The organism is Nonomuraea sp. NPDC046570, assembly GCF_040645915.1.
GTDB lineage: Bacteria > Actinomycetota > Actinomycetes > Streptosporangiales > Streptosporangiaceae > Nonomuraea.
Genome location: NZ_JBEYZF010000023.1, coordinates 1 through 21,520 on the forward strand (window position 1 = coordinate 1; position 21,520 = coordinate 21,520).

The 21,520-nt window shown below is 69.1% G+C and carries 24 protein-coding genes; 11 read left to right on the top strand and 13 right to left on the bottom strand.

What is annotated here, in order from left to right:
- Positions 1–130: 130 nt before the first annotated feature.
- Positions 131–733, bottom strand: coding sequence for a TetR/AcrR family transcriptional regulator C-terminal domain-containing protein (locus tag ABZ911_RS29545; protein WP_358062963.1), 603 nt, complete (start codon positions 731–733; stop codon positions 131–133).
- 45 nt (positions 734–778) lie between these two features.
- Here ABZ911_RS29545 and ABZ911_RS29550 point away from each other — a divergent pair, with 45 nt between their 5' ends.
- Positions 779–2,062, top strand: coding sequence for an FAD-dependent monooxygenase (locus ABZ911_RS29550; RefSeq protein WP_358062966.1), 1,284 nt, complete (start codon positions 779–781; stop codon positions 2,060–2,062).
- Positions 2,063–2,071: 9 nt separating this feature from the next.
- Here the strand turns inward: ABZ911_RS29550 and ABZ911_RS29555 are convergent, their stop codons facing one another.
- From ABZ911_RS29555 to ABZ911_RS29565, 3 genes are all read right to left on the bottom strand, one after another.
- Positions 2,072–2,290 (bottom strand): hypothetical protein, encoded by a 219-nt coding sequence (locus ABZ911_RS29555; protein WP_358062968.1) that lies wholly within the window; start codon positions 2,288–2,290, stop codon positions 2,072–2,074.
- 131 nt (positions 2,291–2,421) lie between these two features.
- Positions 2,422–2,868: a nitroreductase family deazaflavin-dependent oxidoreductase gene (locus ABZ911_RS29560; protein ID WP_184729986.1), complete on the bottom strand. Its 447-nt coding sequence runs from the start codon at positions 2,866–2,868 to the stop codon at positions 2,422–2,424.
- A 610-nt stretch (positions 2,869–3,478) separates the two neighbouring features.
- Positions 3,479–4,861: a PLP-dependent aminotransferase family protein gene (locus ABZ911_RS29565; protein WP_358062971.1), complete on the bottom strand. Its 1,383-nt coding sequence runs from the start codon at positions 4,859–4,861 to the stop codon at positions 3,479–3,481.
- 127 nt (positions 4,862–4,988) lie between these two features.
- Between ABZ911_RS29565 and ABZ911_RS29570 the strand changes: the two genes are divergently transcribed.
- From ABZ911_RS29570 to ABZ911_RS29585, 4 genes are all read left to right on the top strand, one after another.
- Positions 4,989–5,276 carry a hypothetical protein gene (locus ABZ911_RS29570; RefSeq protein ID WP_358062974.1) on the top strand — a complete coding sequence of 96 codons (288 nt, stop codon included), beginning with the start codon at positions 4,989–4,991 and terminating at the stop codon, positions 5,274–5,276.
- A 141-nt stretch (positions 5,277–5,417) separates the two neighbouring features.
- Complete coding sequence (locus ABZ911_RS29575; protein ID WP_358062977.1) at positions 5,418–6,185, top strand: transposase family protein; 768 nt, start codon at positions 5,418–5,420, stop codon at positions 6,183–6,185.
- A 48-nt stretch (positions 6,186–6,233) separates the two neighbouring features.
- Positions 6,234–9,332 carry a Tn3 family transposase gene (locus tag ABZ911_RS29580; RefSeq protein WP_358062980.1) on the top strand — a complete coding sequence of 1,033 codons (3,099 nt, stop codon included), beginning with the start codon at positions 6,234–6,236 and terminating at the stop codon, positions 9,330–9,332.
- Between the two features lie 28 nt (positions 9,333–9,360).
- Complete coding sequence (locus ABZ911_RS29585) at positions 9,361–9,711, top strand: Tn3 family transposase (RefSeq protein ID WP_358063364.1); 351 nt, start codon at positions 9,361–9,363, stop codon at positions 9,709–9,711.
- Between the two features lie 20 nt (positions 9,712–9,731).
- Here ABZ911_RS29585 and ABZ911_RS29590 read toward each other — a convergent pair whose 3' ends face one another.
- Positions 9,732–10,121: a metalloregulator ArsR/SmtB family transcription factor gene (locus ABZ911_RS29590; RefSeq protein ID WP_358062983.1), complete on the bottom strand. Its 390-nt coding sequence runs from the start codon at positions 10,119–10,121 to the stop codon at positions 9,732–9,734.
- 80 nt (positions 10,122–10,201) lie between these two features.
- On the opposite strand from ABZ911_RS29590, the gene ABZ911_RS29595 reads away from it, so the two are divergent.
- The 5 genes from ABZ911_RS29595 (at position 10,202) to ABZ911_RS29615 (ending at position 14,894) form a co-directional block, all read left to right on the top strand.
- Entirely contained in the window at positions 10,202–11,299 is a 1,098-nt protein-coding gene (locus ABZ911_RS29595) for an NAD(P)/FAD-dependent oxidoreductase (RefSeq protein ID WP_358062986.1), read from the top strand.
- A gap of 182 nt (positions 11,300–11,481) precedes the next feature.
- The gene (locus ABZ911_RS29600) at positions 11,482–12,891 is read left to right on the top strand and encodes an FAD-dependent oxidoreductase (protein ID WP_358062989.1); all 1,410 of its coding nucleotides are present in this window, start codon (positions 11,482–11,484) and stop codon (positions 12,889–12,891) included.
- Positions 12,892–12,941: 50 nt separating this feature from the next.
- A complete protein-coding gene (locus tag ABZ911_RS29605; protein ID WP_358062992.1) occupies positions 12,942–13,211 on the top strand; it encodes a hypothetical protein in 270 nt (89 codons plus the stop codon).
- Positions 13,208–14,476: an MFS transporter gene (locus ABZ911_RS29610; protein WP_358062995.1), complete on the top strand. Its 1,269-nt coding sequence runs from the start codon at positions 13,208–13,210 to the stop codon at positions 14,474–14,476. The genes ABZ911_RS29605 and ABZ911_RS29610 overlap by 4 nt, the downstream gene beginning before the upstream one ends.
- Positions 14,477–14,507: 31 nt before the next feature.
- The gene (locus ABZ911_RS29615) at positions 14,508–14,894 is read left to right on the top strand and encodes a metalloregulator ArsR/SmtB family transcription factor (RefSeq protein WP_358062998.1); all 387 of its coding nucleotides are present in this window, start codon (positions 14,508–14,510) and stop codon (positions 14,892–14,894) included.
- A gap of 39 nt (positions 14,895–14,933) precedes the next feature.
- Here ABZ911_RS29615 and ABZ911_RS29620 read toward each other — a convergent pair whose 3' ends face one another.
- The 8 genes from ABZ911_RS29620 to ABZ911_RS29655 form a co-directional block, all read right to left on the bottom strand.
- Entirely contained in the window at positions 14,934–15,767 is an 834-nt protein-coding gene (locus ABZ911_RS29620; RefSeq protein WP_358063001.1) for a sulfite exporter TauE/SafE family protein, read from the bottom strand.
- Between the two features lie 76 nt (positions 15,768–15,843).
- Positions 15,844–16,251 (bottom strand): arsenate reductase ArsC, encoded by a 408-nt coding sequence (locus ABZ911_RS29625; RefSeq protein ID WP_358063004.1) that lies wholly within the window; start codon positions 16,249–16,251, stop codon positions 15,844–15,846.
- Positions 16,158–17,333, bottom strand: coding sequence for an ACR3 family arsenite efflux transporter (arsB, locus tag ABZ911_RS29630; RefSeq protein ID WP_358063007.1), 1,176 nt, complete (start codon positions 17,331–17,333; stop codon positions 16,158–16,160). The genes ABZ911_RS29625 and arsB overlap by 94 nt, the downstream gene beginning before the upstream one ends.
- Before the next feature lie 3 nt (positions 17,334–17,336).
- Entirely contained in the window at positions 17,337–17,678 is a 342-nt protein-coding gene (locus ABZ911_RS29635; protein WP_358063010.1) for a metalloregulator ArsR/SmtB family transcription factor, read from the bottom strand.
- Between the two features lie 55 nt (positions 17,679–17,733).
- Positions 17,734–18,393 (bottom strand): arsenate reductase ArsC, encoded by a 660-nt coding sequence (locus tag ABZ911_RS29640; protein ID WP_358063013.1) that lies wholly within the window; start codon positions 18,391–18,393, stop codon positions 17,734–17,736.
- 351 nt (positions 18,394–18,744) lie between these two features.
- Positions 18,745–19,056, bottom strand: a complete 312-nt coding sequence (locus ABZ911_RS29645) for a GNAT family N-acetyltransferase (protein ID WP_358063367.1) — start codon at positions 19,054–19,056, stop codon at positions 18,745–18,747.
- Positions 18,945–19,268, bottom strand: a complete 324-nt coding sequence (locus ABZ911_RS29650; protein ID WP_358063390.1) for a hypothetical protein — start codon at positions 19,266–19,268, stop codon at positions 18,945–18,947. Before ABZ911_RS29650 ends, ABZ911_RS29645 begins: the two co-directional genes overlap by 112 nt.
- 210 nt (positions 19,269–19,478) lie before the next feature.
- A complete protein-coding gene (locus tag ABZ911_RS29655) occupies positions 19,479–20,162 on the bottom strand; it encodes a helix-turn-helix domain-containing protein (protein WP_358063016.1) in 684 nt (227 codons plus the stop codon).
- A 149-nt stretch (positions 20,163–20,311) separates the two neighbouring features.
- On the opposite strand from ABZ911_RS29655, the gene ABZ911_RS29660 reads away from it, so the two are divergent.
- Complete coding sequence (locus ABZ911_RS29660) at positions 20,312–21,517, top strand: cytochrome P450 (RefSeq protein ID WP_358063018.1); 1,206 nt, start codon at positions 20,312–20,314, stop codon at positions 21,515–21,517.
- The last annotated feature ends 3 nt before the right edge of the window (positions 21,518–21,520 follow it).

A 21,520-nucleotide genomic window follows, 5' to 3' on the forward strand; every position in this document is an offset into this window, starting at 1 on the left:
CAGGTCTCAGACACTGACCTGGATCACGGTCCCGACATCGCCGGGCCTCCCTTCTCGTGACCACTCAAAACGTGCGACCTCATGTCGCAACCGAACGTGTCCCCAGCCCCAAAGTGTGTGCCAGAGTCTGTCAGTTGATCCGGTCGGGATCGGGAAGGGTCCTGGCCGGTTCCTGAGCGTGCTCGGCGCGATGGGCCAGGCCATCGAGGATGAGTGCCAGTCCGGCCTCGAAAGCCGCTTGGTGGTCGATCGTCGGGACGTTGGCCGCGCGGGCTGTACTGGGGTCGGTGTCGGCTTGTTCTTCCAGGACACTGCCGACGGTGAAGCGGCTGGCGGCCATCATGGCCATCTGGGCGTCCTTCTCGGGCAGACCGGAGGCGGTCAGGAAGGCCATCTTGTGGGCGATCCGGTCGAGGTCGGCCGGGCCGGGACTGGATCCGGAGTGCAGGCGTGCGCCGTCACGGCGCATCAGCAGGGTGCGCCGGAAGCTGCGCGTGTTGTCCAGGAACCATTCCCGCCAGTCCTGGCCGGGGGCCGGTAGCGGTGCTGTGGCGTGCGGCGCCATGGCGGCCTCGGCCATGGCGCTGAGGAGTTCCTTCTTATTCCGGAAGTGCCAGTAGAGCGACGGCTGCTCAACGCCCAGGCGTCTGGCCAACTGCCTGGTGCTGATGGCGTCCAGGCCGACCTCGTCGAGGAGGTCCAGCGCCTGGGCGATGACGGTCTCTCGATTCACTTTCACCACCTTTGACAAACTATCACCGATAGAGTTCCCTGATGGATGAACCTATCAGTGATAGATAAGGAGGTCGATGACATGGCTCTCGCATCGGGAACCCGCTCCTTGAAGATCCTCATCTGCGGCGGCGGGATCGCCGGGCAGGCGCTGGCCTACTGGCTTGCCCACGGCGGTCACCGGGTGAAGGTCATCGAGCGCTTCCCGGCGCTGCGGGCCACAGGCGCCCAGGTCGACCTGCGCGGCCAGGGCATCGAGGCGATCGAGCGCATGGGACTCATGGGCGCCGTCCGGAACAAGCTCGTGGACGAGGCGGGCGTCGCGTTCGTGAACGCCTGCGGCAAGGCCAGGGCGACGATCATGGCCAACACCTCCGGGCAGGGCCGCCAGACCCTGACGTCGGAGTACGAGATCATGCGCGGCGACCTGGTGCGCATTCTCAACGACGCGACGAAGGACAACGTGGAATACGTCTTCGGCAAGAGCGTGGACGGCTTCGATCAGGATGAACACCAGGTCGTCGCGCACTTTTCCGACGGATCATCGGAGGAATTCGATCTCCTGGTCGGCGCGGACGGGCAGGGATCGCGACTGCGGCGGGCGATCCTCTCTGAGGGATTCGACCCGTATTGGCGGGTCGGCATCCACATGGCCTACTGGTTCGTCTCGCGCATCGCTTCCGACAGCAACATCCGCGACAGCTACATAGTCCCGGGCGGGCGCCAGATCATGCGCCGCAGCCACAATCCGAGCGAGACGCAGGTCTACTTCGTGATGAGGGAAGACTCCGAGGAGGCTTCAGCGATTCACCGCGAGCCCATCGAGCGCCAGCAGGAGTTCTGGGCCGGCAGGTTCGCCGGCGCCGGATGGCAGACCGAGCGCTTCATCGACGGCATGAAGACCAGCCCGTTCTTCTACTCCCAGGAGATCGTCCAGGTCCGCATCGACACCTGGTCCAAGGGCCGCGTGGTCCTGGTCGGTGACGCCGCCCACTGCGCCTCCCCCTGTAGCGGCATGGGCGTCTCCGGCGGCCTGGTGGGCGCCTACGTCCTGGCCGGAGAGATCAACCAGCACCCCGATGACCTGCCGGCGGCGCTGGCGAACTATGACACGATGCTGAGACCCTTCGCCGAGGAGATCCAAGGCCAAGTCAACCCGCGCCTCCTACGGTTGGGCATGCCCATGACCCAGCGCGCGATCGACGCCTTCCTCACCGTCACCGGGCTGGCCACCGCGCTACACATCCCCGACCTTGTGGCACGTTTCTTCAAGGAGGACCGCGGTGGAGACTGGCGACTCCCGGACTACCCACAACTCCAAGCCGCCTAGCCGCCCGCGTCAGGTCGGTGCCTGGCGCACCCGCGAGGTGTCGGGATTAGGAGATTTCCCGACACCGTGTCGGCCCAGCACCTTGCCTGCGGCGTCGGCGATGCGGATGGTGTGGCCGACGATGGCTTCGTCCAGGAGCCTGGTGAAGCCGGTGCGGTCGAGGGCGTGGCGCTGGCGGGCGTCGGTCTGCTTGTCGGTGGAGTGACGCAGACAGATCCGGTCGACCATTCGCCTCTCGGCCTCCCTCGGGGTGGGCCGGGTGGTGCCCGGCTGTCCCGCCTCACGAGACCTTGCCCCTGCCTCACCGGGCCTTCTTCTGTTCGCATGCCGGGGGCAGGCTCTCGTGAGACCGTCCGGCCCTACCACGCACACGGGTCCAGCACGAAGACGGGGATCACACGGTCGGTCTCCTCCTGGTATTCCGCGTATGTCGGATACGCGGCGACCGCGCGCTCCCACCACTCGGCCCTCTCGTCCCCGGTAACCTCACGGGCCGTCATGTCCTGGCATACGGCGCCGTCCCGGAGTTCCACGTGCGGGTCGGACCTGACGTTGAAGTACCAGTCCGGATGACGCGGGAAGCCACCCTTCGAGGCTACGGCCGCATACCGTCCCTCGTGCTCCACGCGCATCAGCGGGATCTTACGAAGCCTGCCGCTCCGCGCACCGCGCGTCGTGAGAATGACGACGGGCAGGCCCGTGTCCCAAAGCGTCGTCCCCCGCGTGCCGCCCGAACTCTCGTACAACTCGACCTGTTCGCGTATCCACCGAGCCGGACTCGGCCCGTACTCGCCCTCAAGAGGCATGGTGGCCACCCCGTCATCGCTTGCGGATTATGCTGCGCGGTCCAACCGTTCCATCGCAAGCGACCTGGTCCGAGCACCCTGCCCCGAGTAGCGACGACCAGATCGATCGAGACGCCGAGGAGCCGGAGATCTCAGTCCGCCTGGTCCGCGAGGAGTGTTCGCAGTACGCCTTCGCGCGATCGGATAATCTGCGTGTCTCACATGATCTGGCCCCTCTCGGCCGATCGGACCCAGGTCGAACGAGACGGGACACCGGCGGTGTCCGCAGGCCCATCCTAGGGGCGAAATGGGGAGGCGGAAATGTGGACCGGATCCGATTGGATCGATGTGTCGTTTCCGCCGGTCGGATCCGCCCTTGGGGGCGGAATCGACCAATTACGCCCCTACGGCCTTTGAGTTGACGCTGTGGATCATGCTCTCATCGCGCTGCCCTGTAGAGATCGTTTCTCGAAGCACTGAGATCACGGCCCGACACTCGGGCCCGTGCCACCACCCGCAAAGTAACTCTGCGTGATAATGGTGACAGCATGTGACTCGCGTGGACGCGCGGGACCATGAGCGAACCTTCCAAGGTCGCCATCACGGCAAAGGGAACGGTGGATGTCTGGCGTCAGATGACGAGGGTTTGGCCGTCGGCGGGTGCGTCCAGGAGCGCGGCGACGATCGTCAGCCCCTGTCTTACGCGCTCGTCGGAGATCTCGTGACTGAGGGAGAGACGAACAGCGGCGGGCGCCGCGGCTCCGGTGGCGAACGACTCGGCGGGATTGAGGAGTACGCCGGAGCGTTCGGCGGCGGCGGCGAAGGCTCTCGACGTCCAGTACTCCGGCAATTCAAGCCAGACGTGCGGGCCTTGCGGATGGGCGTGGTAGACATGATCGGAGAGCAGCTCGCGGGCCATGGCCTGCCGCCGTGCCGCGTGTGAGCGCTGCGCCTCATTGAGGCGCGTTGCCGTGCCGTCCTCGATCCAGCGGCTGGCGATCTCGGCCATCAGGGGCGGCGGCATCCATGACGAGACCGCGATGGCCGCGCTGATCGCCGGAAACAGCCGGTCCGGAGCGTGGACGTAGCCGACGCGGAGACCCGGCGCCATGGATTTCGAGACACTGGTGATGAAGACCGTGTGATCGGGCGCGAAGACCGCCAGCGGCAGTGGGCGGCCGTCCGGAAGGAAGCCAAAGACGTCGTCCTCGACGATCACGAGATCATGGGCGGCGGCGATCCGGGCGATGTGTTCCCGGCGGCCTTCGCTCATCGTCGCGGCGGTCGGCGTTTGCAGGGTCGGCGTGCAGTAGAGCAGCTTGGGTGCCGCCGACCGGCACGCGGTTTCCAGCGAGTCCGGCAAAAGGCCCTCGTCATCCATGGAGAGGGCGTGGATCTGGACACCGAGATGGCCGGCGAGCGCTTTGAGGGGTGCGTAGGTCAGCTGCTCGGTGAGCAGGGTGTCGCCGGGGCGGAGCAGGGCTAGCAAGGTCGCGCAGATGCCCTGCTGTGCCCCGTTGACGAGCATGATGCGTTCAGACTCTGCGGCCAGCCCCAGCTGGCACAGCCATGCGGCCCCGGCGTCGGCATGCCTGCCCCGCGCCTCACCGTTATCGAGAAGTGCACCGAGGTCCCGGCTCCGGGCGATCTCAGCAAGGGTCGCCGACAGCGCGTCCCCGGCCGAGCCGATGAAGGGCAGGCCCAGCGAAAGGTCGACCGGGCCGTCGAGACGTCGCGTCAACGCCACGGGGCCGTCCTGCGGCACGGCGTCAGCAGGACGGACGTAGGTACCCCGACCGACTTCGCCCACGACGTACCCGCGGCGTACCGCCTGCGAGTAGGCGCGCATCACCGTATTCGGGGAAAGGGCAAGTGCCTCGGCCAGATCCCGCTGCGGCGGCAGCCGGTCGCCTGCTTGTAGACGACCCGCGGCGATGTCCGCGCCAATCGCGTCGGCGATGGCCTGCGCTCTCGTCCCGGCAGCTCTTTCGATCGATGGAATCCACATTTCCATAGAGACAATCATACGATTGCATCGCTCATATTGCATCTATCAATCGATGTAATATGAGTCGCTCGGAAGCCGCGGACGGCGAGGTCGCGAGTATCTCGGTCGTCGTCATGACAAGGAGGACTCGACCATGGCCCGGACCTCGCACATCGCGCCCCGCACCGGCATCCTGCTGGCCTTCACCTGCCTGTTGCTGCTCGGCCTCATGCCTGTCATCTCCAATGGCCGCCCGGCCGGGGCCAGCGCCTTGACCTTCGCGCTCATCGTCTCCGTCTGGCAGTTGTTGTTCTCGTTGCCCCTGCAGATCCGCGAATGGCGTTCAGGAGAGCGCGGCCTGTTCCGGAAGGACTCGCCGCCGATGGCGGCGCGCCGCCTAGTGGCCATCACCCTGTTCACTGAGGTGATCTCAGCGAAATAGTTCGGACGAATGGGATTTCTTGGACGCTGCCGGTGAGCTTCCGGGCTTTTCGGGAGGAGTCGTCGAAGGCCGGAGACAGGTGTGGAGCCTCCGGTAGATGAGTTCTCACCACAAGAATTTCCAGCCGCCGAAAGGCTCCACGTGATTGCTCATCGTGCCACGCTCGACGTCTCCCAGGTACTCGTTCAGCACGTCGCCCGCCTCCTGTGCGAAGAACGCCGACTGCGCGGCACCCCGAAAGACAGCCGGGTCCTGAGCCCGTTCCGGCAGGCGGTCATGGTGCTGCGCTGGTTCCGCGGCGAGCACGACATCCCCAAACTCGGCCGCGATCATCGCGTCTCCCGGGCCACGGCCTACCGCTACATCCACGAGGGAATCGAGGTTCTCGCAGCTCGAGCACCAGATCTGCCCGAAGCTCTCGACCGCGCCCACGCCGACGGGCTGGCATACGTGATCCTGGACGGCACCCTGATCCCGATCGATCGCTGCGCCGAGCCGGCCCTCAGCGTCAAGGGCGAATCCATCGACGCCTGGTACTCGGGCAAGGCCCACCGACATGCCGGCAACCTCCAAGCGCTCTCAGCACCAGGCGGCCTGCCGTTGTGGATCGGCGAGGTTGAATCCGGCTCCGTCCACGATCTGACCGCCGCCCGCATGCACGTCTTGGGCGCGCTGTACGCCGCTGCCGCACGCGGCCTGCCCACCCTCGCCGACAGCGGCTACGACGGCGCCGGAATCGGCATTCACACACCGATCAGGCAGCCCGAAGGAAACCAGATCCTCAGCCCGGACAACCGCACCTACAACCGACTGCTACGAGCCCTGCGCTGTCTCGGCGAGCGCGGATTCGCCCTGCTCAAGGGGGGCAGCCGGAATACGGGAGAAAGACACCGCGGGCTGATGGGTTGATCGTTAAGGTGATCGTCGTCGTGTTGGTGACGGTCTCGGGGGTTGTGCGTGACCTCGATCGATCGGACCGCGTATCCGCGGTTTGGGCGGGTGGTGTCGGCGCGTGAGCTGGCCGAGGTGTTCACGCCGACCGATGCAGAGGTGGAGTGGGCGCGGGGCCGTACTCAGGACGAGCATCATCTGCTGGCGCTGGCAGTGTGGCTGAAGTCCTACCAGCGGCTGGGGTACTTTCCGAAGATCGCGGATGTCCCGCCGATTGTGGTCGCGCACATCCGTGGGGCGCTGAAGTTGGCCGATGAGGTGGAGCTGCAGCGGGCCGCGCCTATGACGGCCAGCCGGCATCGCGCGTTCGTTCGCGAGCGGTTGAAGGTGACCTATGAGCCGGCTCGGGTCCGGCAGATCGCCGAGGAGGCGATCCGCAAGGAGGCCCAGAGCAAAGACAACCCAGCGGATCTGATCAATGTGGCGTTGGAGGAGTTGGTCCGCGAGCGGTGTGAGCTGCCCGGCTATACCACGTTGGACACGATGGCCTCGGCGATCCGTACCGAGGTGAACGCGGGCATGTTCACTCTGGTCGCCGGGCGGCTGGACTGGGCTGCACAGACCCGTCTGGCCCGGCTGCTGGTGGTCGATCCGGTGAGCAGGCGCAGCGAGTTCGACCGGTTGAAGGACGTGGCCAAGGCCGCGTCGCTGGGCAAGTTCAAGCAGCGCCTGGTGCTGCTGGCCGATATCGACGCGATCGGGCCGACCCAGGAATGGCTGGAGGGGATTCCTCCCGGCAAGATCGCGCACTTCGCGGGCGAGGCCCGTGTCACCGACGCCGCCGACATGCGTAAGGTCGGCCAGGTCAAGCAGCTGACGCTGCTGGCGTGTTTCGCGAAGACGGTGGCGACCGGGGTCCGCGATGACGTGGTGACGATGTTCTGCAAACGGATGGCAGCGATCCACAAGAAGGGGCGCGACCATCTGGAGCTGCTTCGCGAGGCGCACCGAACCGAGTCCGAGCGGCTGCTGGGCGTGCTCGGCGAGGTGTTGTCAGTGGTCCGCGAGGCCACCGCCTCCGGTACGGACAGCCTGGCCGAACAGCAGCGCCCGACGTCGCGGGTGGACGACGCGGGGATGGCCGAACGAGCAGGGCGGCTGGTGCTCAAGACTCTGGAACAGGCCGGTGGGCTGAACGCGCTGGAGACTGCGCACGAGGCCGTGTCAGCCCATCACGGCAACAACTATCTGCCGCTGCTGGACCAGCACTACCGCTCCCACCGTTCAGCGCTGTTCACGCTGGTGGAGGCGATCAAGCTGGAATCCACCAGCGCCGATCGCAGCGTGCTGAAAGCAGTGCAGTTCCTGCGAGCGCTGCGCGGGGCGAAGGCGGCGCTGGTACCGGAGCGGATAACGCTGCAGGAGCCGGGCCCGGACGGCGAGCCGGTCACGGCGACGCTGTCAATCGACGTGGAGGCGTTCGCCTCGGGCATGTGGCGCAAGATCCTGCGGGACAAGAAGCGACCCGGCATGCTGGTACGCCGCCACCTGGAGGTGTGCGTGTTCTCCTACCTGGCGGCCGAACTGCGCTCGGGCGACATCGCGGTAGCCGGATCGGACTCCTACGCCAACCTGCACGATCAGCTCATGTCATGGCAGGAGTGCCAGCCGCTGGTGGCCTCGTTCTGCGCCCAGGCCGGGATCCCGGCCGCACCCGGCGCGCTGACCGCGCACTACCGCTCCAAACTCGCTGAGGTCGCCGCAGCGGTCGACGCCGGATATCCGGGCAACACCGATCTGCTACTCGAAGGCGGGCGGCCGGTGCTGCGGCGCCGCAAAGGAGCCGAGCGGAGCCCTTCCGCGCTGGCCTTGGAAGCGGCGATCCACGAGCGCCTGCCTCAGCGAGCGCTGCTGGACGTCCTCACACGCACCGCCTACCTGCTGAGATGGCACCGCCACTTCGGACCGGCTTCCGGCTCCGATCCCAAGATTCGCGACGCGATGGGCCGCTATGTGCTGACCGCCTTCTCCCACGGCACCCTGCTGGGGCCCACCCAGGTCGCCGCGCACATGCGGGGCCAGGTCAGCGTGCACGAGTTGAGCCTGGCGGGCAACAAGCACACCACCGCAAGCAAAATCGACGCCGCGTCGGTCGACGTCATCAACGCCTTCAACCAGCTCGATGTCGCCGGCGTCTGGGGTGACGGGAAGACGGCCGCGGCCGACGGCTCCCAGATCGACACCTGGGAGGACAACCTGCTGGCCGAGACCTCCATCCGCTATGGCGGCTATGGCGGCATCGCCTACCGGCTTGTCTCCAACACCTACATCGCGCTGTTCTCCCGCTTCATCCCCTGCGGGGTGTGGGAGGCGGTCTACCTGATCGATGGGCTGCTGAAGAACGCCTCCGACATCCAACCCGACACCGTGCACGCCGACACCCAAGGCCAGTCGCTGCCGGTCTTCGGGCTCGGCGCCCTGCTGGGGTTCGACCTGCTGCCACGCATCCGCAACTGGCATGACCTGGTCTTCTACCGGCCCGATGCGCAGGTCCGCTTCCAGCACATCGACTCCCTATTCGGGGAGGAGGCGGTCGACTGGAACCTGATCGAGACCCACTGGAGCGACCTGCTGCGCACCGCGATCTCGATCCGCGAGAACAAGCTGTCATCGGTGACGCTGCTGCGCCGCCTGGGCAACCACTCCCGCAAGAACCGTCTGTATCGCGCCTTCCGCGAGCTCGGCCGCGCCATCCGCACCATCACCCTGCTGCGCTACCTGTCCGAGCCGGCCCTGCGCGAGCAGATCACCGCCATCACCAATCGCACCGAGGCCTTCCACGGTTTCGCCGACTGGCTGATGTTCGGCGGCAAGCTGATCAGCCACAACGACCCCGACCACCACGAGAAGGTCGTCAAGTTCAACGAACTGCTCGCCAATTGCGTCATCTACTCCAACGCCTGCGACCTCACCGACGCCGCCAACGCCCTGGCCGCCGAAGGCCACCCCGTCGACCTGGACGACCTGGCCACCATCTCGCCCTACATCACCCACACCATCCGCCGGTTCGGCAATTGGACCCTCAACCTCAACCCGCCAGACCAGGTGCCCGCCACCCGGCTGGACCTGGAACCGCGCGTCCTGTTCGGCGCCGCACCCGCCTGATGGCGGCGAAATACACTCGCTCGCTCCACTGACCCCTTTTCACCCTCCGACTCCGGCCCGGCACCGGCTCGCCCGGAAGATCGCCTTCGGCAACCGGGGCCAGCTGCGCCAGCGCTACCGCGAGGGCCTGGAAGATCAACTAGGCAGTCTGGGGCTGGCGTTGAACGCGGTCATCTGGTGGAACAGCCTGTACATCGACGCCGCCGTCGAACGGCTGCGTGAGCAGGGCTTCCCGGTCACCGAGGAGATGTGCGCCAGGTTGTCGCCGATCGCCTATGAGCACATCAACTTCCTGGGCCGCTACGCCTTCACCCGCGCTGAGGTCGCCGGCGGTCTGCGTGCCTTCCACGACGGCGAGCAGCCAGCGCGAACGCCGTGACCCATAACCTCCTGGGTTGGTCAGCAGCAGTGCTGCAGGTAGGCCTGGAGTTCGGCCAGGGCGGCGGTGGTGGCCTGTTTGTCGGCTCGGTAGAGCACGGTCTTGCCGTCTTTGCGGGAGGTGAGGATGCCGCCGCGGCGGAGTTCGGCGAGTTGTTCGCTGGCGCGGGGCTGGGCCAGGCCGGTGGCCTCGGCGACCTGGCCGACGTTGAGTTCGGCGCCGTGGGCGAACAGCAGCATGACGCGCTGGCGGGCGGGGCTGGCCATGGCTTTGAGGAAGGCGTGCACGGCCGGGCTGAGCTCGGCCACCTCCGGCCCGTCCTGCCTCTGGACGGCGCCTTCGGCCGGGCAGCATGCAGGGCTGCTCGCCTCCAGGTCACCGGCCTCCGGCCCGGTCATCTGCTGCGTCATGCTCCTCCTCTTCCGGTCGGATTCCATCATCATATCGCTTCTTTGACATATCTGAAATTAGCGATATATGTTCCGGGGTTATGACCCGAACCACTGAACCCATCGTGATCGTCGGCGGCGGCCAGTCCGGCCTGGCCGCCGCCCGCGCCGCCCTGCAGGCCGGGTTGCGCCCGCTGATCTTGGAAGCCTCCGGCGAGGCGGCCGGCTCGTGGCCGCGTTACTACGACAGCCTCACCACCTTCTCCCCGGCCCGCTTCAGCGCCATGCCCGGCCTGGATTTTGACGGAGACCCCGACCGCTACCCGCATCGCGACGAGGTGGCCGACTACCTGCGCCGCTACGCCACCCTGCTGGACGCCGAGATCCGCACCGGCACCCGGGTGGAGGCCGTCGAGAGCGCGGACGAGCGGCATCCGGAGGGCGCGTTCGTGGTGCGGACCGACAGCGGGCAGGAGATCGAGGCCGCGGCCGTGGTGGCGGCGTCCGGCTCCTTCGCCCGCCCGATCCGCCCCGAGTTGCCCGGCGCCGGCACCTTCGCCGGCCGGGTGCTGCACGCGGCCGACTACCGCGACCCGAAGGATCTGGCCGGGCAGCGGGTGGTGGTGGTCGGCGGCGGCAACTCCGCCGTGCAGATCGCCTACGAACTAGCCGGCGCCGCGGAGCGGGTGAGCGTCGCCTCGCGTGCCCCGCTGGCCTTCCTGCCGCAGCGACGGGACGGCCGGGACGTGCATCACTGGCTGGTGGCCAGCGGCTTCGACGACCTGCCGCCCGCCTGGCTGATCCACCACGTGCGGGCCCGGCTGGTCATGGACGTCGGCGACTACGCCGCCGCCGTCCGGGACGGCCGCCTCGTGCGCCGGCCGATGTTCACCGCGCTGGACGGCGAGCACGTCGTGTGGGCCGACGGAGAGCGGGAGACGGTGGACGTGGTGCTGCTAGCCACCGGCTACCTGCCCGATCTGGACTATCTGGCGCCGCTCGGCGCGCTGGACGAGCACGGCCTGCCCGTGCATCAGGGCGGGCTGTCCCTCACCCGGCCGGGCCTGGCCTATCTGGGGCTGGAGTTTCAGCGCTCGTTCGCCTCCAACACCCTGCGCGGGGTCGCGGCCGACGCCGCGCACATCATGGGCCCGCTGGCCGCGCACGCCCGCCGCGCCCCGGCCCAGGTCGGCCTCTGAGGCCGGCCCTCAGCACGGTCGCTGCTTCGACATCCAGCTAATTTGACATTCCTCTAAGCAGTGGCGCACTATGAACACTGCTTCGACAATCTTCTAAACAAGGGAGGTCGGGTGCGACCAGCACCCGGCACCCTGCGCGTCCTTCGTCTTCGCACCGTTCGGATCTTGAGGAGAGCCCTGTCATGACCAACAGCTGCTGCGGCACCACCGCGTTTGAACTCAAGCAGATCGTGCACGGCCCCGACGCGGCAGGTCTGCCGGTCGTGGTGATCGGCGCGGGCCCGGTCGGCCTGGCCGCCGCCGCCCACCTGACCGAACGCGGCCAGCCCTTCCTGGTACTGGAGGCGGGCGAGCAGATCGCCGCCTCCATCGCCCGGTGGGGGCACGTGCGGGTGTTCAGCCCGTGGAAGTACAACATCGACGCCGCCGCCCGCCGCCTGCTTCAGGCCGACGGCTGGAGCGCCCCGGACGACGAATGGCTGCCCACCGGCGCCGAGCTCATCGGCGACTACCTCGCCCCGCTGGCCAAACTCATCGGCGAGCGCGTACGGCTCAGCGCGAAAGTGACCGCGATCAGCCGTCTCGGCTACGACCGGGTCCGCACCAACGGCCGCCAGGACGTGCCGTTCCTCATCCGCCTCGACGACGGCGAAGAACTCCAGGCCCGCGCGATCATCGACGCCTCCGGCACCTACGAGAGCCCGAACATGCTCGGCGCCAGCGGCCTGCCCGCCCACGGCGAGCACCAGGCCGCCGCCGAAGGCCTGGTCGACCACGCGCTGCCCGACGTGCTCGGCGCCGACCGCGACCGATATGAGGGCGAGCACGCTCTGGTCGTCGGCGCCGGCCACTCGGCCGCCACCACCCTGCTCGCCCTGGCCCAGCTATCCGAGGCCACCCGCATCACGTGGGCCATCCGCGCCGGCGGCGCGAGCCGTACCTACGGCGGCGGCGAGGCCGACGCGCTACCCGCCCGCGGCGCGCTGGGCACCCGGCTACGGGCGCACGTCGACGCCGGCCGCATCCACCTCGTGACCGGCTTCTTCACCCATCGCGTCGAGCGCAACGGTGACGAGGTCACGGTGGTCAGCCGCGATGCGTCGGGCCACGAGCAGACTCTGGTCGCCGACCGGGTCGTCGCGGCGACCGGCTACCGCCCCGACCACACCATCGCCGCAGAGCTGCGCCTGGACCTGGACCCGATCCTCGGCTCCACCCGCACCCTGGCCCCGCTCATCGACCCCAACCAGCACTCGTGCGGCACCGTCCCCGCCCACGGCGTCGACGAGCTCGCCCACCCCGAGCCCGGCTACTACGCCGTCGGCGTCAAGTCCTACGGCCGCGCCCCCACCTTCCTCATGGCCACCGGCTACGAGCAGGTCCGCTCGGTCGTCGCCGCGCTGGCCGGGGACTGGGAGGCCGCCCGCGATGTGCAGCTGGAGTTGCCCGAGACCGGCGTGTGCTCCTCCAGCCTGGCCGAGGCCCAGGAGCAGCGGGTCGGCCTGGCCACCGGCATCAGCGGCGGCCTGCTCGCCACCCCGCTGCCTCTGGCCACCGCCACGGTGTCGGCCGAGGGCGGCTGCTGCGGCTGACCACCGCACCCGCAGCAGGACGCACAACCCGGAAGAGGAAGAGGAACGTCATGTCGGACGGGCACCCCACCGCCGCGCAGCGCGAGGCCCTGCGGCTCATCTGCGACCACGACCGGCTCACCACCACCGAGCTCGCCCGGCACCTGGTGGCCGCCCGCCCGGCCGGTACCAACCCCGGCTACGCGCCGGCGATCGCCCGCCAGGCCGGGATGCTCGCCTGGCGGCTGCAGGCCCAGCACCACATCGCCGAAACCGGCGGGGTCTGGGCGAGCACGGCCTCGGGCCGGGATCTGATCGGCTGCAGTGGCGGGCCCGCGTGAGCTCGGCCACCGAGCCTGCTACCGGGCCTCACACCGGGCCTGAGGCCGAGGCCGCCGCCCCCGCCAGCGGGGACGGCGGCCGGCCGCGCTCGGGGCGCGGCCGGGGGATCGTCGCGGCGCTGGCGGTCACCCAGACCATCGGCTACGGCGTGCTCTACTACGCCTTCTCCGTCTTCCTGGCCCCGATGGCGCGCGACCTGCGTGCCTCTCACGCCCAGATCGCCGCCGCCCTCACCGTGTCGATTCTGATCGCCGCCGCGCTCGCCCCGGCCGCGGGCCGCTGGCTGGACGCCCGCGGCGGACGCGGGCTCATGACGGCCGGCTCCATCCTCGCCGCCGTGGCGGTGCTGGCCTGGTCACGGGTGGAGAACGTGTGGCAGCTGTACGCGGCCTTCGCCGCCATCGGCGTCGCCTGCGCGATGGTGCTGTACGAGGCGGCCTTCGCCGTCATCGTCGCCTGGTACGGCACCGACCAGAAAGGCCGCGCGGGCGCCATCTTGGCCCTCACGATCGTCGCGGGGTTCGCCTCGGCCATCTTCATCCCGCTCACCGGCCTGCTCGTCGACGCCTACGGCTGGCGCCAGGCCCTGATCGTCCTGGCCCTGCTCTACGGGCTGAGCGCCATCCCGCTGCACCTGCTCGTCCTACGCCGCCGCCCGGCCGCCGCACGCACACCCGCCGCGGCCGCCGACCGGGCCGAGATCGTCCAGGCCGCGGTGCGGCGCCGCCCGTTCTGGCTGCTGGTGATCGCCTTCACCGCCAACGGCGGCGCCGTCGCCACCATCGCCGTCGTGCTGGTCACCTACCTCATCCATCTGGGCCACAGCCCGGTGCTGGCCGCCGCCCTCGCCGGCCTGCTCGGCGTGCTGTCGGTCACCGGCCGCCTGATCACCACCGGCCTGCAGGCCCGGCTGCCCGCAGCCCTCATCGCTGCCGCCATCTTCGCCCTGCAGGGCGTCGCCGCCCTGCTGCTGCCGCTGGCAGGGCGCAGTGTGGCCGGGGCGATCGGTTGCGTGCTGGCCTTCGGGCTCGGCTTCGGCATCGCCTCCATCACCCTGCCCCACCTGCTCGTGGCCCGGTACGGCACCGCCGCCTACGCCACCCTGTCCGGCCGAATCGCCGTCTTCTCCGTCGCCGACAAGGCCCTGGCCCCGCTCGGCGCCGTCGCCCTGGCCCAGGTCGTCGGCTACCCGCCGGTGATGGCCGCGGTCGCCGCCGTCTGTGTGATCGCCGCTGGAGCTTTGGTCGCCTACCACCGCCTATAGTTAGATTGACGTCGAACCAAGGAGTCGTGTCATGGCCGCCCCCGCAAGCCTCGCCTGCTGCGCGCCGATCGCCCGCGAGCCGATCTCCGAGAGCGACGCGGCCGAGGCGGTGCTGCTGCTCAAGGCGGTCGCCGATCCGGTACGGCTGCGCCTGCTGTCGATGATCGGCTCCCACGCCGGCGGCGAAGCGTGCGTCTGCGACCTGACCGGCGCCTTCGACCTGACCGCCCCCACGATCTCCCACCACCTGAAGATCCTGCGCACCGCCGGCCTCATCGACGGCGAACGCCGCGGCACCTGGGTCTACTACCGCATCATCCCCGAGACCGTGAACAGACTCGGCGCCCTGTTCACACCCCTGAGCCAAACGGCGCCCGCCGCGGCCGGCCGGACGGAGCTGAAGCTGACTCCTGCTTGAGCGCGGCCCGCGCCTGACGCGACTTGAGGGCGCGCCGTCTTATACGTGACCGGGCGCGTGACGGGCCAGTTTGACCGCCGAGATCAGCAAAATGGCGGCTAGTACCGGGATGAGCACGAGGTCGGGCACGACGTCGAGGAGCAAGCCGCCCAGCAGCGCGCCCGCGATCGACCCGGCGGCCATCGTCGCGGTGAAGCGCAGGTTGGCGCGCAGGACGGCGAAGCTGCCGTCGCGGCTGTAGCGGGCGAAGGCCACCAGCATCGTGGGCAGGGACACCAGCAGCGACAAGCTGCCCGCCGTCTTGATGTCGACCGCGTACAGCAGCACGATCGTCGGGATCAGCAGTTCACCCCCGGCCACGCCCATGATCGCCGCCACCACGCCGATCCCGAACCCGGCCGCCACCCCGGCCACCACCTGAAGGGCGCCGGGTAGCGCCAGCGAGCCGACGGTGGTGGTGTGGGTGAGCACCAGGGCGGCGGCCATGCCCACCATCAAGACCGCGAGCACCTTGTACAGGGTGGCGGTGCGCATCCGTACCGCCCAGGACGCTCCCGCCCACGCGCCCAGCAGGCTGCCCGCGAGCAGATTGACGGCGACCGTCCAGTGCGCGGCCAGGTCGGCGAGAGGGACGGCGGCCAGCCGGGCGGGGAGCGCGGCCAGGACGACGATCAGGCTCATCGCCTTGTTCACGATGACCGCCGCCAGCGCGGCGAAGCCAAACAGGCCGATCAGCAGCGGCAGCCGGAACTCGGCTCCGCCCAGGCCGATCATCCCGCCGAGCGCGCCCACCGCGGCCCCGGCCGCCGCCACCAGGAGCGTCGAGCGCCTTCGGCCAACGGCCGCGCTCTCCAGGCTGTCGCTACGATCCATCCCGCTCCTCATCACCGGTGGAGAGCAAGAATCTCGCACCCCGGCAACCTGCCGGCCCCCAGGGTGCCGCGAGCGGTCAGGCGAGCTCGTGGATCAGTTTCTTCACCCGGGCGTGGATCTCGTCGCGGATCTCCCGCACGGCCTCGATGCCCTGGCCGGCGGGGTCGTCGAGTGTCCAGTCCTCGTAGCGTTTGCCGGGGAAGATCGGGCAGGCGTCGCCGCAGCCCATGGTGATCACGACGTCGGAGGCTTGGACCGCGTCCGTGGTGAGGATCTTGGGCTGGGTGGCGGTGATGTCGATGCCGACCTCGCGCATCGCTTCGACGGCGACCGGGTTGATCCGGTCGGCGGGGGCGGACCCGGCCGAGCGGACCTCGACGCGGTCACCGGCTAGGTGGGTGAGCCATCCGGCGGCCATCTGGGAGCGTCCGGCGTTGTGCACGCAGACGAACAGCACGCTGGGCCTGCTGGGCTTATCGGACATGCGCGGGCTCCTTGAAACAGGCGTCGGCCCCACAGGCTGACGTAGACCAGGGCGACCAGGACGGGCACCTCGATGAGCGGCCCCACCACCCCCGCGAGGGCCTGGCCGGAGGTGACGCCGAAGACGCCGACCGCGACCGCGATGGCGAGTTCGAAGTTGTTGCCCGCCGCGGTGAAGGCGAGCGTGGTGGTGCGCTCGTAGGACAGGCCGATCGCCCGCCCGGCCAGGAACGAGCCGCCCCACATCAGCGCGAAGTAGGCCAGCAGCGGCAGCGCGATCCGGGCCACGTCCCACGGGCGCTGGCTGATCGTGTGTCCTTGCAAGGCGAACAGGATGACGATGGTGAACAGCAGCCCGTATAGCGCGACCGGCCCGATCCTCGGCAGGAAACGGGTCTCGTACCAGTCGCGCCCCTTCGCGCGTTCACCGAGCCTGCGGGACAGGTACCCGGCGGCCAGGGGGATGCCGAGGAAGATGAGGACGTACCGCGCGATGTCCCAAGCCGAGACGTCCAGCGCGCTCTCCGGCAGTCCGAGCCAGCCGGGCAGCAGCTCCAGATAGAACCAGCCGAGCAGGCCGAACGCGACCACCTGGAAGACGGAGTTCAGGGCGACCAGGACGGCGGCGGCCTCGCGATCGCCGCAGGCCAGGTCGTTCCAGATGAGGACCATGGCGATGCAGCGGGCCAGGCCGACGATGATCAGGCCGGTACGGTATTCGGGCAGGTCCGGCAGCAGCGCCCAGGCCAGCGCGAACATCAGCGCGGGCCCGAGTACCCAGTTGAGCACCAGCGAGGACAGCAGCAGGCGGCGGTCGCCGGTGACGGTGCCGAGGCGGTCGTAGCGGACCTTGGCCAGCACCGGGTACATCATCAACAACAAGCCCAGGGCGATCGGCAGCGAGATCTCGCCGATCTTCACCGCCTCCAGGGCGCTGTCCAGGCCGGGCAGCAGACGGCCGAGCAGCAGCCCGGCGGCCATCGCGACCCCGATCCACACCGGCAGGAACCGGTCCAGCGTGGACAGCCCGGCGATCACCCCCTGGCCAGGCGTGGGCGTCGGGGCAGAGCTTCGGGTTGCCATCGGTTACACCGCCGCCGGAGCGCCGAGGATCGCCGACAGCTCACCCAGCGTCTCGGGCACCAGCCGGTAGTACACCCACGAGGCGCGCCGCTCCGAGGTCAGCAAGCCGACGTCTTTGAGCACCTTGAGGTGATGGCTGATGGTCGGCTGGGACAGCTCGAAGGCGTCGTTGATGTCGCACACGCACACCTCGCCGCCCTCGCGGCTGGCCACGATCGACAGGATGCGCAGCCGTACCGGATCACCCAGCGCCTTGAACACGCGAGCGACACCGGCGGCCTGCTCGGCGTCCAGCGGCTCGCGCGCCAGCGGCGGGCTGCACTCCAGGATCTGCAGCAGCTCCATACCCACTCCTTATAGATGAGCGTCGAAGTCAGCTCACGTCTATATTGACATGTGTCTATGCGTGGTCGGTGACGGGGACGTCGAGCTCGGCCAGCAGGTCGCGCACCCGGCGCTCGATCTCATCCCGGATCGGGCGCACATCCTCGGCCGCGAGCCCAGCGGGGTCGTCGAGCTCCCAGTCCAGGTAGCGCTTGCCCGGGTAGACGGGGCAGGCGTCGCCGCAGCCCATCGTGACCACGACGTCGGCGGCGCGGACGATCTCCTCGGTCCACGGCTTGGGGAACTCCCGCGAGATGTCGATGCCGCGCTCGGCCATCGACGCCACGGCGGCGGGGTTGATCTCGGTGGCGAACTCCGAGCCGCCCGACCAGCCGACCGCGTGCTCCCCGGCCAGCGCGGCGAAGAAGCCGAGCGCCATCTGCGAGCGCCCGGCGTTGTGCACGCACAGGAACAGCACGATCGGGCGGCCGTCGCCGTGGCCTTCGACGCGGGCCAGGGCGTGCAGGCGCTGGCGGGCGAAGCGCTCGGCCAGCAGCGGCAGGAAGTTGGCCACGGCCGCGCTGGTGGCGAACTGGTCGTAGCCGGCGTGCAGGAACCGCTCGATCGTCTCGGTGCCGAACGTGCCGGCGAAGTCCTCGCCCAGGCGGCGCGCGGCGGTGGTCAGGGCGAGCTGCTGGTCGATGGTCAGGTCGTGGCGCTTGTAGGTGTCCGGCATCTCGGGGCTCCCGCAGTCACATAGATGAGTCTCGATATTGACACCTGTCGATGTACGGGCGGGCGAACAGCGGGTGAACAGTCGTCTCCTGCTCGGCCCGCGGCTCCCGGCATCGGCCACTGCGCGACCTGGAGATGGCGAAGGCCCGGCGTCTTGCGACGGCCGGGGCCTTGCACGTGTGCGTACCGGTGTGCGTGTCGCCTCTCGGCGAAAGGCTCAACGCGGCTCCAGCCGAACGGTAGTCCGCGAAGGCAAAAGGTGAGGCCCGGGGACACTGGGCACACCGGCCACGAGTCCTGTAACCACCAGCCGCCTGCCGATGTTCCCGCCGCCGGCCTGGAGCAGGCGGGCTCAGGTTCCGGTCACGATGCTGCGACGTTCGATGAGCAACACGTCCCGCCACAGGCCGTGGTGGCGGCCGACGCGCTCGCGGGTACCCACGACGCGGAAGCCGAGCGCCTGGTGCAGCGACAGGCTGGCGGCGTTCTCGGGGAAGATCCCGGATTGGATGGTCCACACCCCGGCGTCCTCGGCCGCCGCGATGAACGCGCTCAGCAGCGAGCGGCCGATGCCGTGGGCCTGGCAGCCGGGTGCACGTAGACGCTGTGCTCGACCACTCCCGCGTATACCGGCCTGCTGGAGACCGGCGAGGCGGCGGCCCAGCCGACGACCTCGCCCGTCTCGGTGTCGACGGCGACCAAGCGCAGGTGGGGCAGCTTGCCCGCCTCGAACCCTTCCCAGGACGGGGCGACGGTCTCGAAGCTCGCCTGGCCGGTGTCGAGGCCGGCCTGGTAGATGGCCAGCACCGCGGCCTTGTCGTCGGACAGGTTGATCACGCAGTTGGAGATGACCACATCCACGCTCTGGCCGGGCAACGGGATCGCCTCGATGCCGCCGTGCAGGGGGTGTCACCGGAATACGGCGGAAACGGGCCGCGCCGGGATACTGACCGGACAGAACCTGGGTTCTGTCCGGTTCTCGGGACAGCGTCTAAGGCCCCCCTCTCGGGTCGGCGCCATCAGGGGCAAAGTAACTCTGTGTGACTGTTGTGACGCTGCGTGGCTAGCAGAAATACTGCGGTCTGATCACGGCGGGAGGTCGCGCCAGCGTTCGGCCGACGCCAGAACGTCCAGGCTGATCCGCTCCAGGAACGCACCGCCCCTGGCCAGGCGGCGTCCCACGGGCGTATCGAGCCCGAGCGTCCGCCCCGCCTCCTTCGCGATCTGCGCCGCCGCGAGCGTCTGCCGCGAGCTGATCACCGTCGAGTGGTACCAGGCGTCGTCGTCGACCACGTAGATGTCGCGCCGCCGCCGCGGATCACGTTCGCGCCTGATCAGCCCCTGCTGGGTGAGGTAGCCCACCGCCATGGAGATCGAGGCGGGACTGACTTTCAGCCCGCGCGACAGCTCTGCCGCAGTGAGCCTGCCGTCCTCGCTCAGCCACAGGCCGATGAGCACGCGCGCCATCATCTTCGGCAGGCCCATCCCGATCGCCATCTCGACGGCTCCCTCTTCCACCTCGAAGACCTTTCGGTCCTGGGGTTCGGCCTCGGGCGAACGTGCCGGGGTGCCGCGCCGCGCCCGCCGCGCTGCCGCCTGGTGCGCCCGCTCGGGGCGGTAGTCACTGGGGCCGCCGTTGCGGCCGACCTCACGGCTGATCGTCGAGGTCGGCCGGTCCAGCCGCCTGGCGATCTCGGCATAGGAGCGGCCTTCGGCGAGGCCGGTCGCGATGCGCTGGCGCTCCTGCCGGGTCAACCTTCCTTCTGACATGACACCACTATTGCGTTCGGCGCCACACAATGCAATGCTTCATTGCATTCAGCTTCAGCATCAACGCATCAATTTATTGGCTTTGACCTGCACTTATGTGCATCGATCAATTGACAGAATTTCTGAAAGCAACGTAGCTTTCAATCGTGATGAACACGTACTATCGCGATGAGCCGGTCACTCCGTCCCTCGACCGCGCACCCGCCTGCCCCTTCGATCCCGCCCCTTCGCTCACCGCCCTGCGCGCAGAGCAGCCAATCGCCCGCCTGGCCGCATCCGAGGGCGCCCCCGGCGTCTGGATGATCACCGGATACGACCTGGTCCGCCAGATCCTCGCCGACCCGCGGTTCAGCTCCCGCTACGAAACCCACTACCACCCCCTGGCGGGCGGGCACCTGCCGCCCGCCCCCGTCGGCGACCTGACCGGCATGGACGCACCCCAGCACACCCGCTTCCGCAAGCTGCTGGCGGGCAAGTTCACCGTCCGCAGGATGAACCTGCTCACCGAGCGGGTCACCGAGATCACCCGTGAGCGGCTCGACGCGATGGAGCGGCAGGGGCCGCCCGCCGACCTCGTCGAGGTCTTCACGCAGCCGGTTCCAGCGCTGATGATCTGTGAGCTGCTCGGCGTGCCGTACGAGGACCGCGACCAGTTCCAGAGCTCCACCCGGGCCCTGCCGGAGGCCGGGGCCGCTGAGGCGCAGTACGCCGCCTTCGTCGAGCTCGGCACGTACCTGCGGGAGCTCGCGCTCGCCAAGCGGGCCAAGCCGGCCGACGACCTGCTCAGCGACGTGGTCACCGGCGGCGGCCTGACCGACGAGGAGCTCGGCGGCGTGGCCGCGTTCCTGCTCGGCGCCGGGCTCGACACCACCGCCAACATGCTCGCGCTCGGCACCTTCGCCCTGCTGCGCAACCCGGCCCAGCTCACCGCACTGCGCGGCGACCCCGATCTGGCCGTCGGCGCTGCGGAGGAGCTGCTGCGTTACCTGTCCGTCGCCGCCACCGGTATGCGCAGCGTGCTGGAGGACGTGGAGCTCGGCGGCAGGCAGCTCAAGGCGGGCGACACGGTCGTCATCGCGATCAACGCCGCCAACAGGGACCCGGCCAGGTTCGCAGGCCCCGACGTGCTCGATCTGCGCCGCTCAGCCGCCGGGCATCTGGCCTTCGGCCACGGCGTCCACCAGTGCCTCGGTCAGCAGCTTGCCCGCATCGAGATGCGTGTCGCGTTTCCCGCGCTGCTCATCCGCTTCCCGACGCTGCGGCTCGCCGTACCGGCTGAAGAGCTGTCGCTGCGCACCGATCCCTCGCAGGTGTACGGCGTGCACAGCCTGCCCGTCACCTGGGATCGGGGGTGAACG

Bases quoted from the DNA above. Each gene is read 5' to 3' on its own strand.
- ABZ911_RS29550 (WP_358062966.1), top strand. From the start codon at position 779: ATGAACCTATCAGTGATAGATAAGGAGGTCGATGACATGGCTCTCGCA.
- ABZ911_RS29555 (WP_358062968.1), bottom strand. From the start codon at position 2,290: ATGGTCGACCGGATCTGTCTGCGTCACTCCACCGACAAGCAGACCGAC.
- ABZ911_RS29560 (WP_184729986.1), bottom strand. From the start codon at position 2,868: ATGCCTCTTGAGGGCGAGTACGGGCCGAGTCCGGCTCGGTGGATACGC.
- ABZ911_RS29565 (WP_358062971.1), bottom strand. From the start codon at position 4,861: ATGGAAATGTGGATTCCATCGATCGAAAGAGCTGCCGGGACGAGAGCG.
- ABZ911_RS29570 (WP_358062974.1), top strand. From the start codon at position 4,989: ATGGCCCGGACCTCGCACATCGCGCCCCGCACCGGCATCCTGCTGGCC.
- ABZ911_RS29590 (WP_358062983.1), bottom strand. From the start codon at position 10,121: ATGACGCAGCAGATGACCGGGCCGGAGGCCGGTGACCTGGAGGCGAGC.
- ABZ911_RS29595 (WP_358062986.1), top strand. From the start codon at position 10,202: ATGACCCGAACCACTGAACCCATCGTGATCGTCGGCGGCGGCCAGTCC.
- ABZ911_RS29600 (WP_358062989.1), top strand. From the start codon at position 11,482: ATGACCAACAGCTGCTGCGGCACCACCGCGTTTGAACTCAAGCAGATC.
- ABZ911_RS29605 (WP_358062992.1), top strand. From the start codon at position 12,942: ATGTCGGACGGGCACCCCACCGCCGCGCAGCGCGAGGCCCTGCGGCTC.
- ABZ911_RS29615 (WP_358062998.1), top strand. From the start codon at position 14,508: ATGGCCGCCCCCGCAAGCCTCGCCTGCTGCGCGCCGATCGCCCGCGAG.
- ABZ911_RS29620 (WP_358063001.1), bottom strand. From the start codon at position 15,767: ATGGATCGTAGCGACAGCCTGGAGAGCGCGGCCGTTGGCCGAAGGCGC.
- ABZ911_RS29625 (WP_358063004.1), bottom strand. From the start codon at position 16,251: ATGTCCGATAAGCCCAGCAGGCCCAGCGTGCTGTTCGTCTGCGTGCAC.
- arsB (WP_358063007.1), bottom strand. From the start codon at position 17,333: ATGGCAACCCGAAGCTCTGCCCCGACGCCCACGCCTGGCCAGGGGGTG.
- ABZ911_RS29635 (WP_358063010.1), bottom strand. From the start codon at position 17,678: ATGGAGCTGCTGCAGATCCTGGAGTGCAGCCCGCCGCTGGCGCGCGAG.
- ABZ911_RS29640 (WP_358063013.1), bottom strand. From the start codon at position 18,393: ATGCCGGACACCTACAAGCGCCACGACCTGACCATCGACCAGCAGCTC.
- ABZ911_RS29655 (WP_358063016.1), bottom strand. From the start codon at position 20,162: ATGTCAGAAGGAAGGTTGACCCGGCAGGAGCGCCAGCGCATCGCGACC.
- ABZ911_RS29660 (WP_358063018.1), top strand. From the start codon at position 20,312: ATGAACACGTACTATCGCGATGAGCCGGTCACTCCGTCCCTCGACCGC.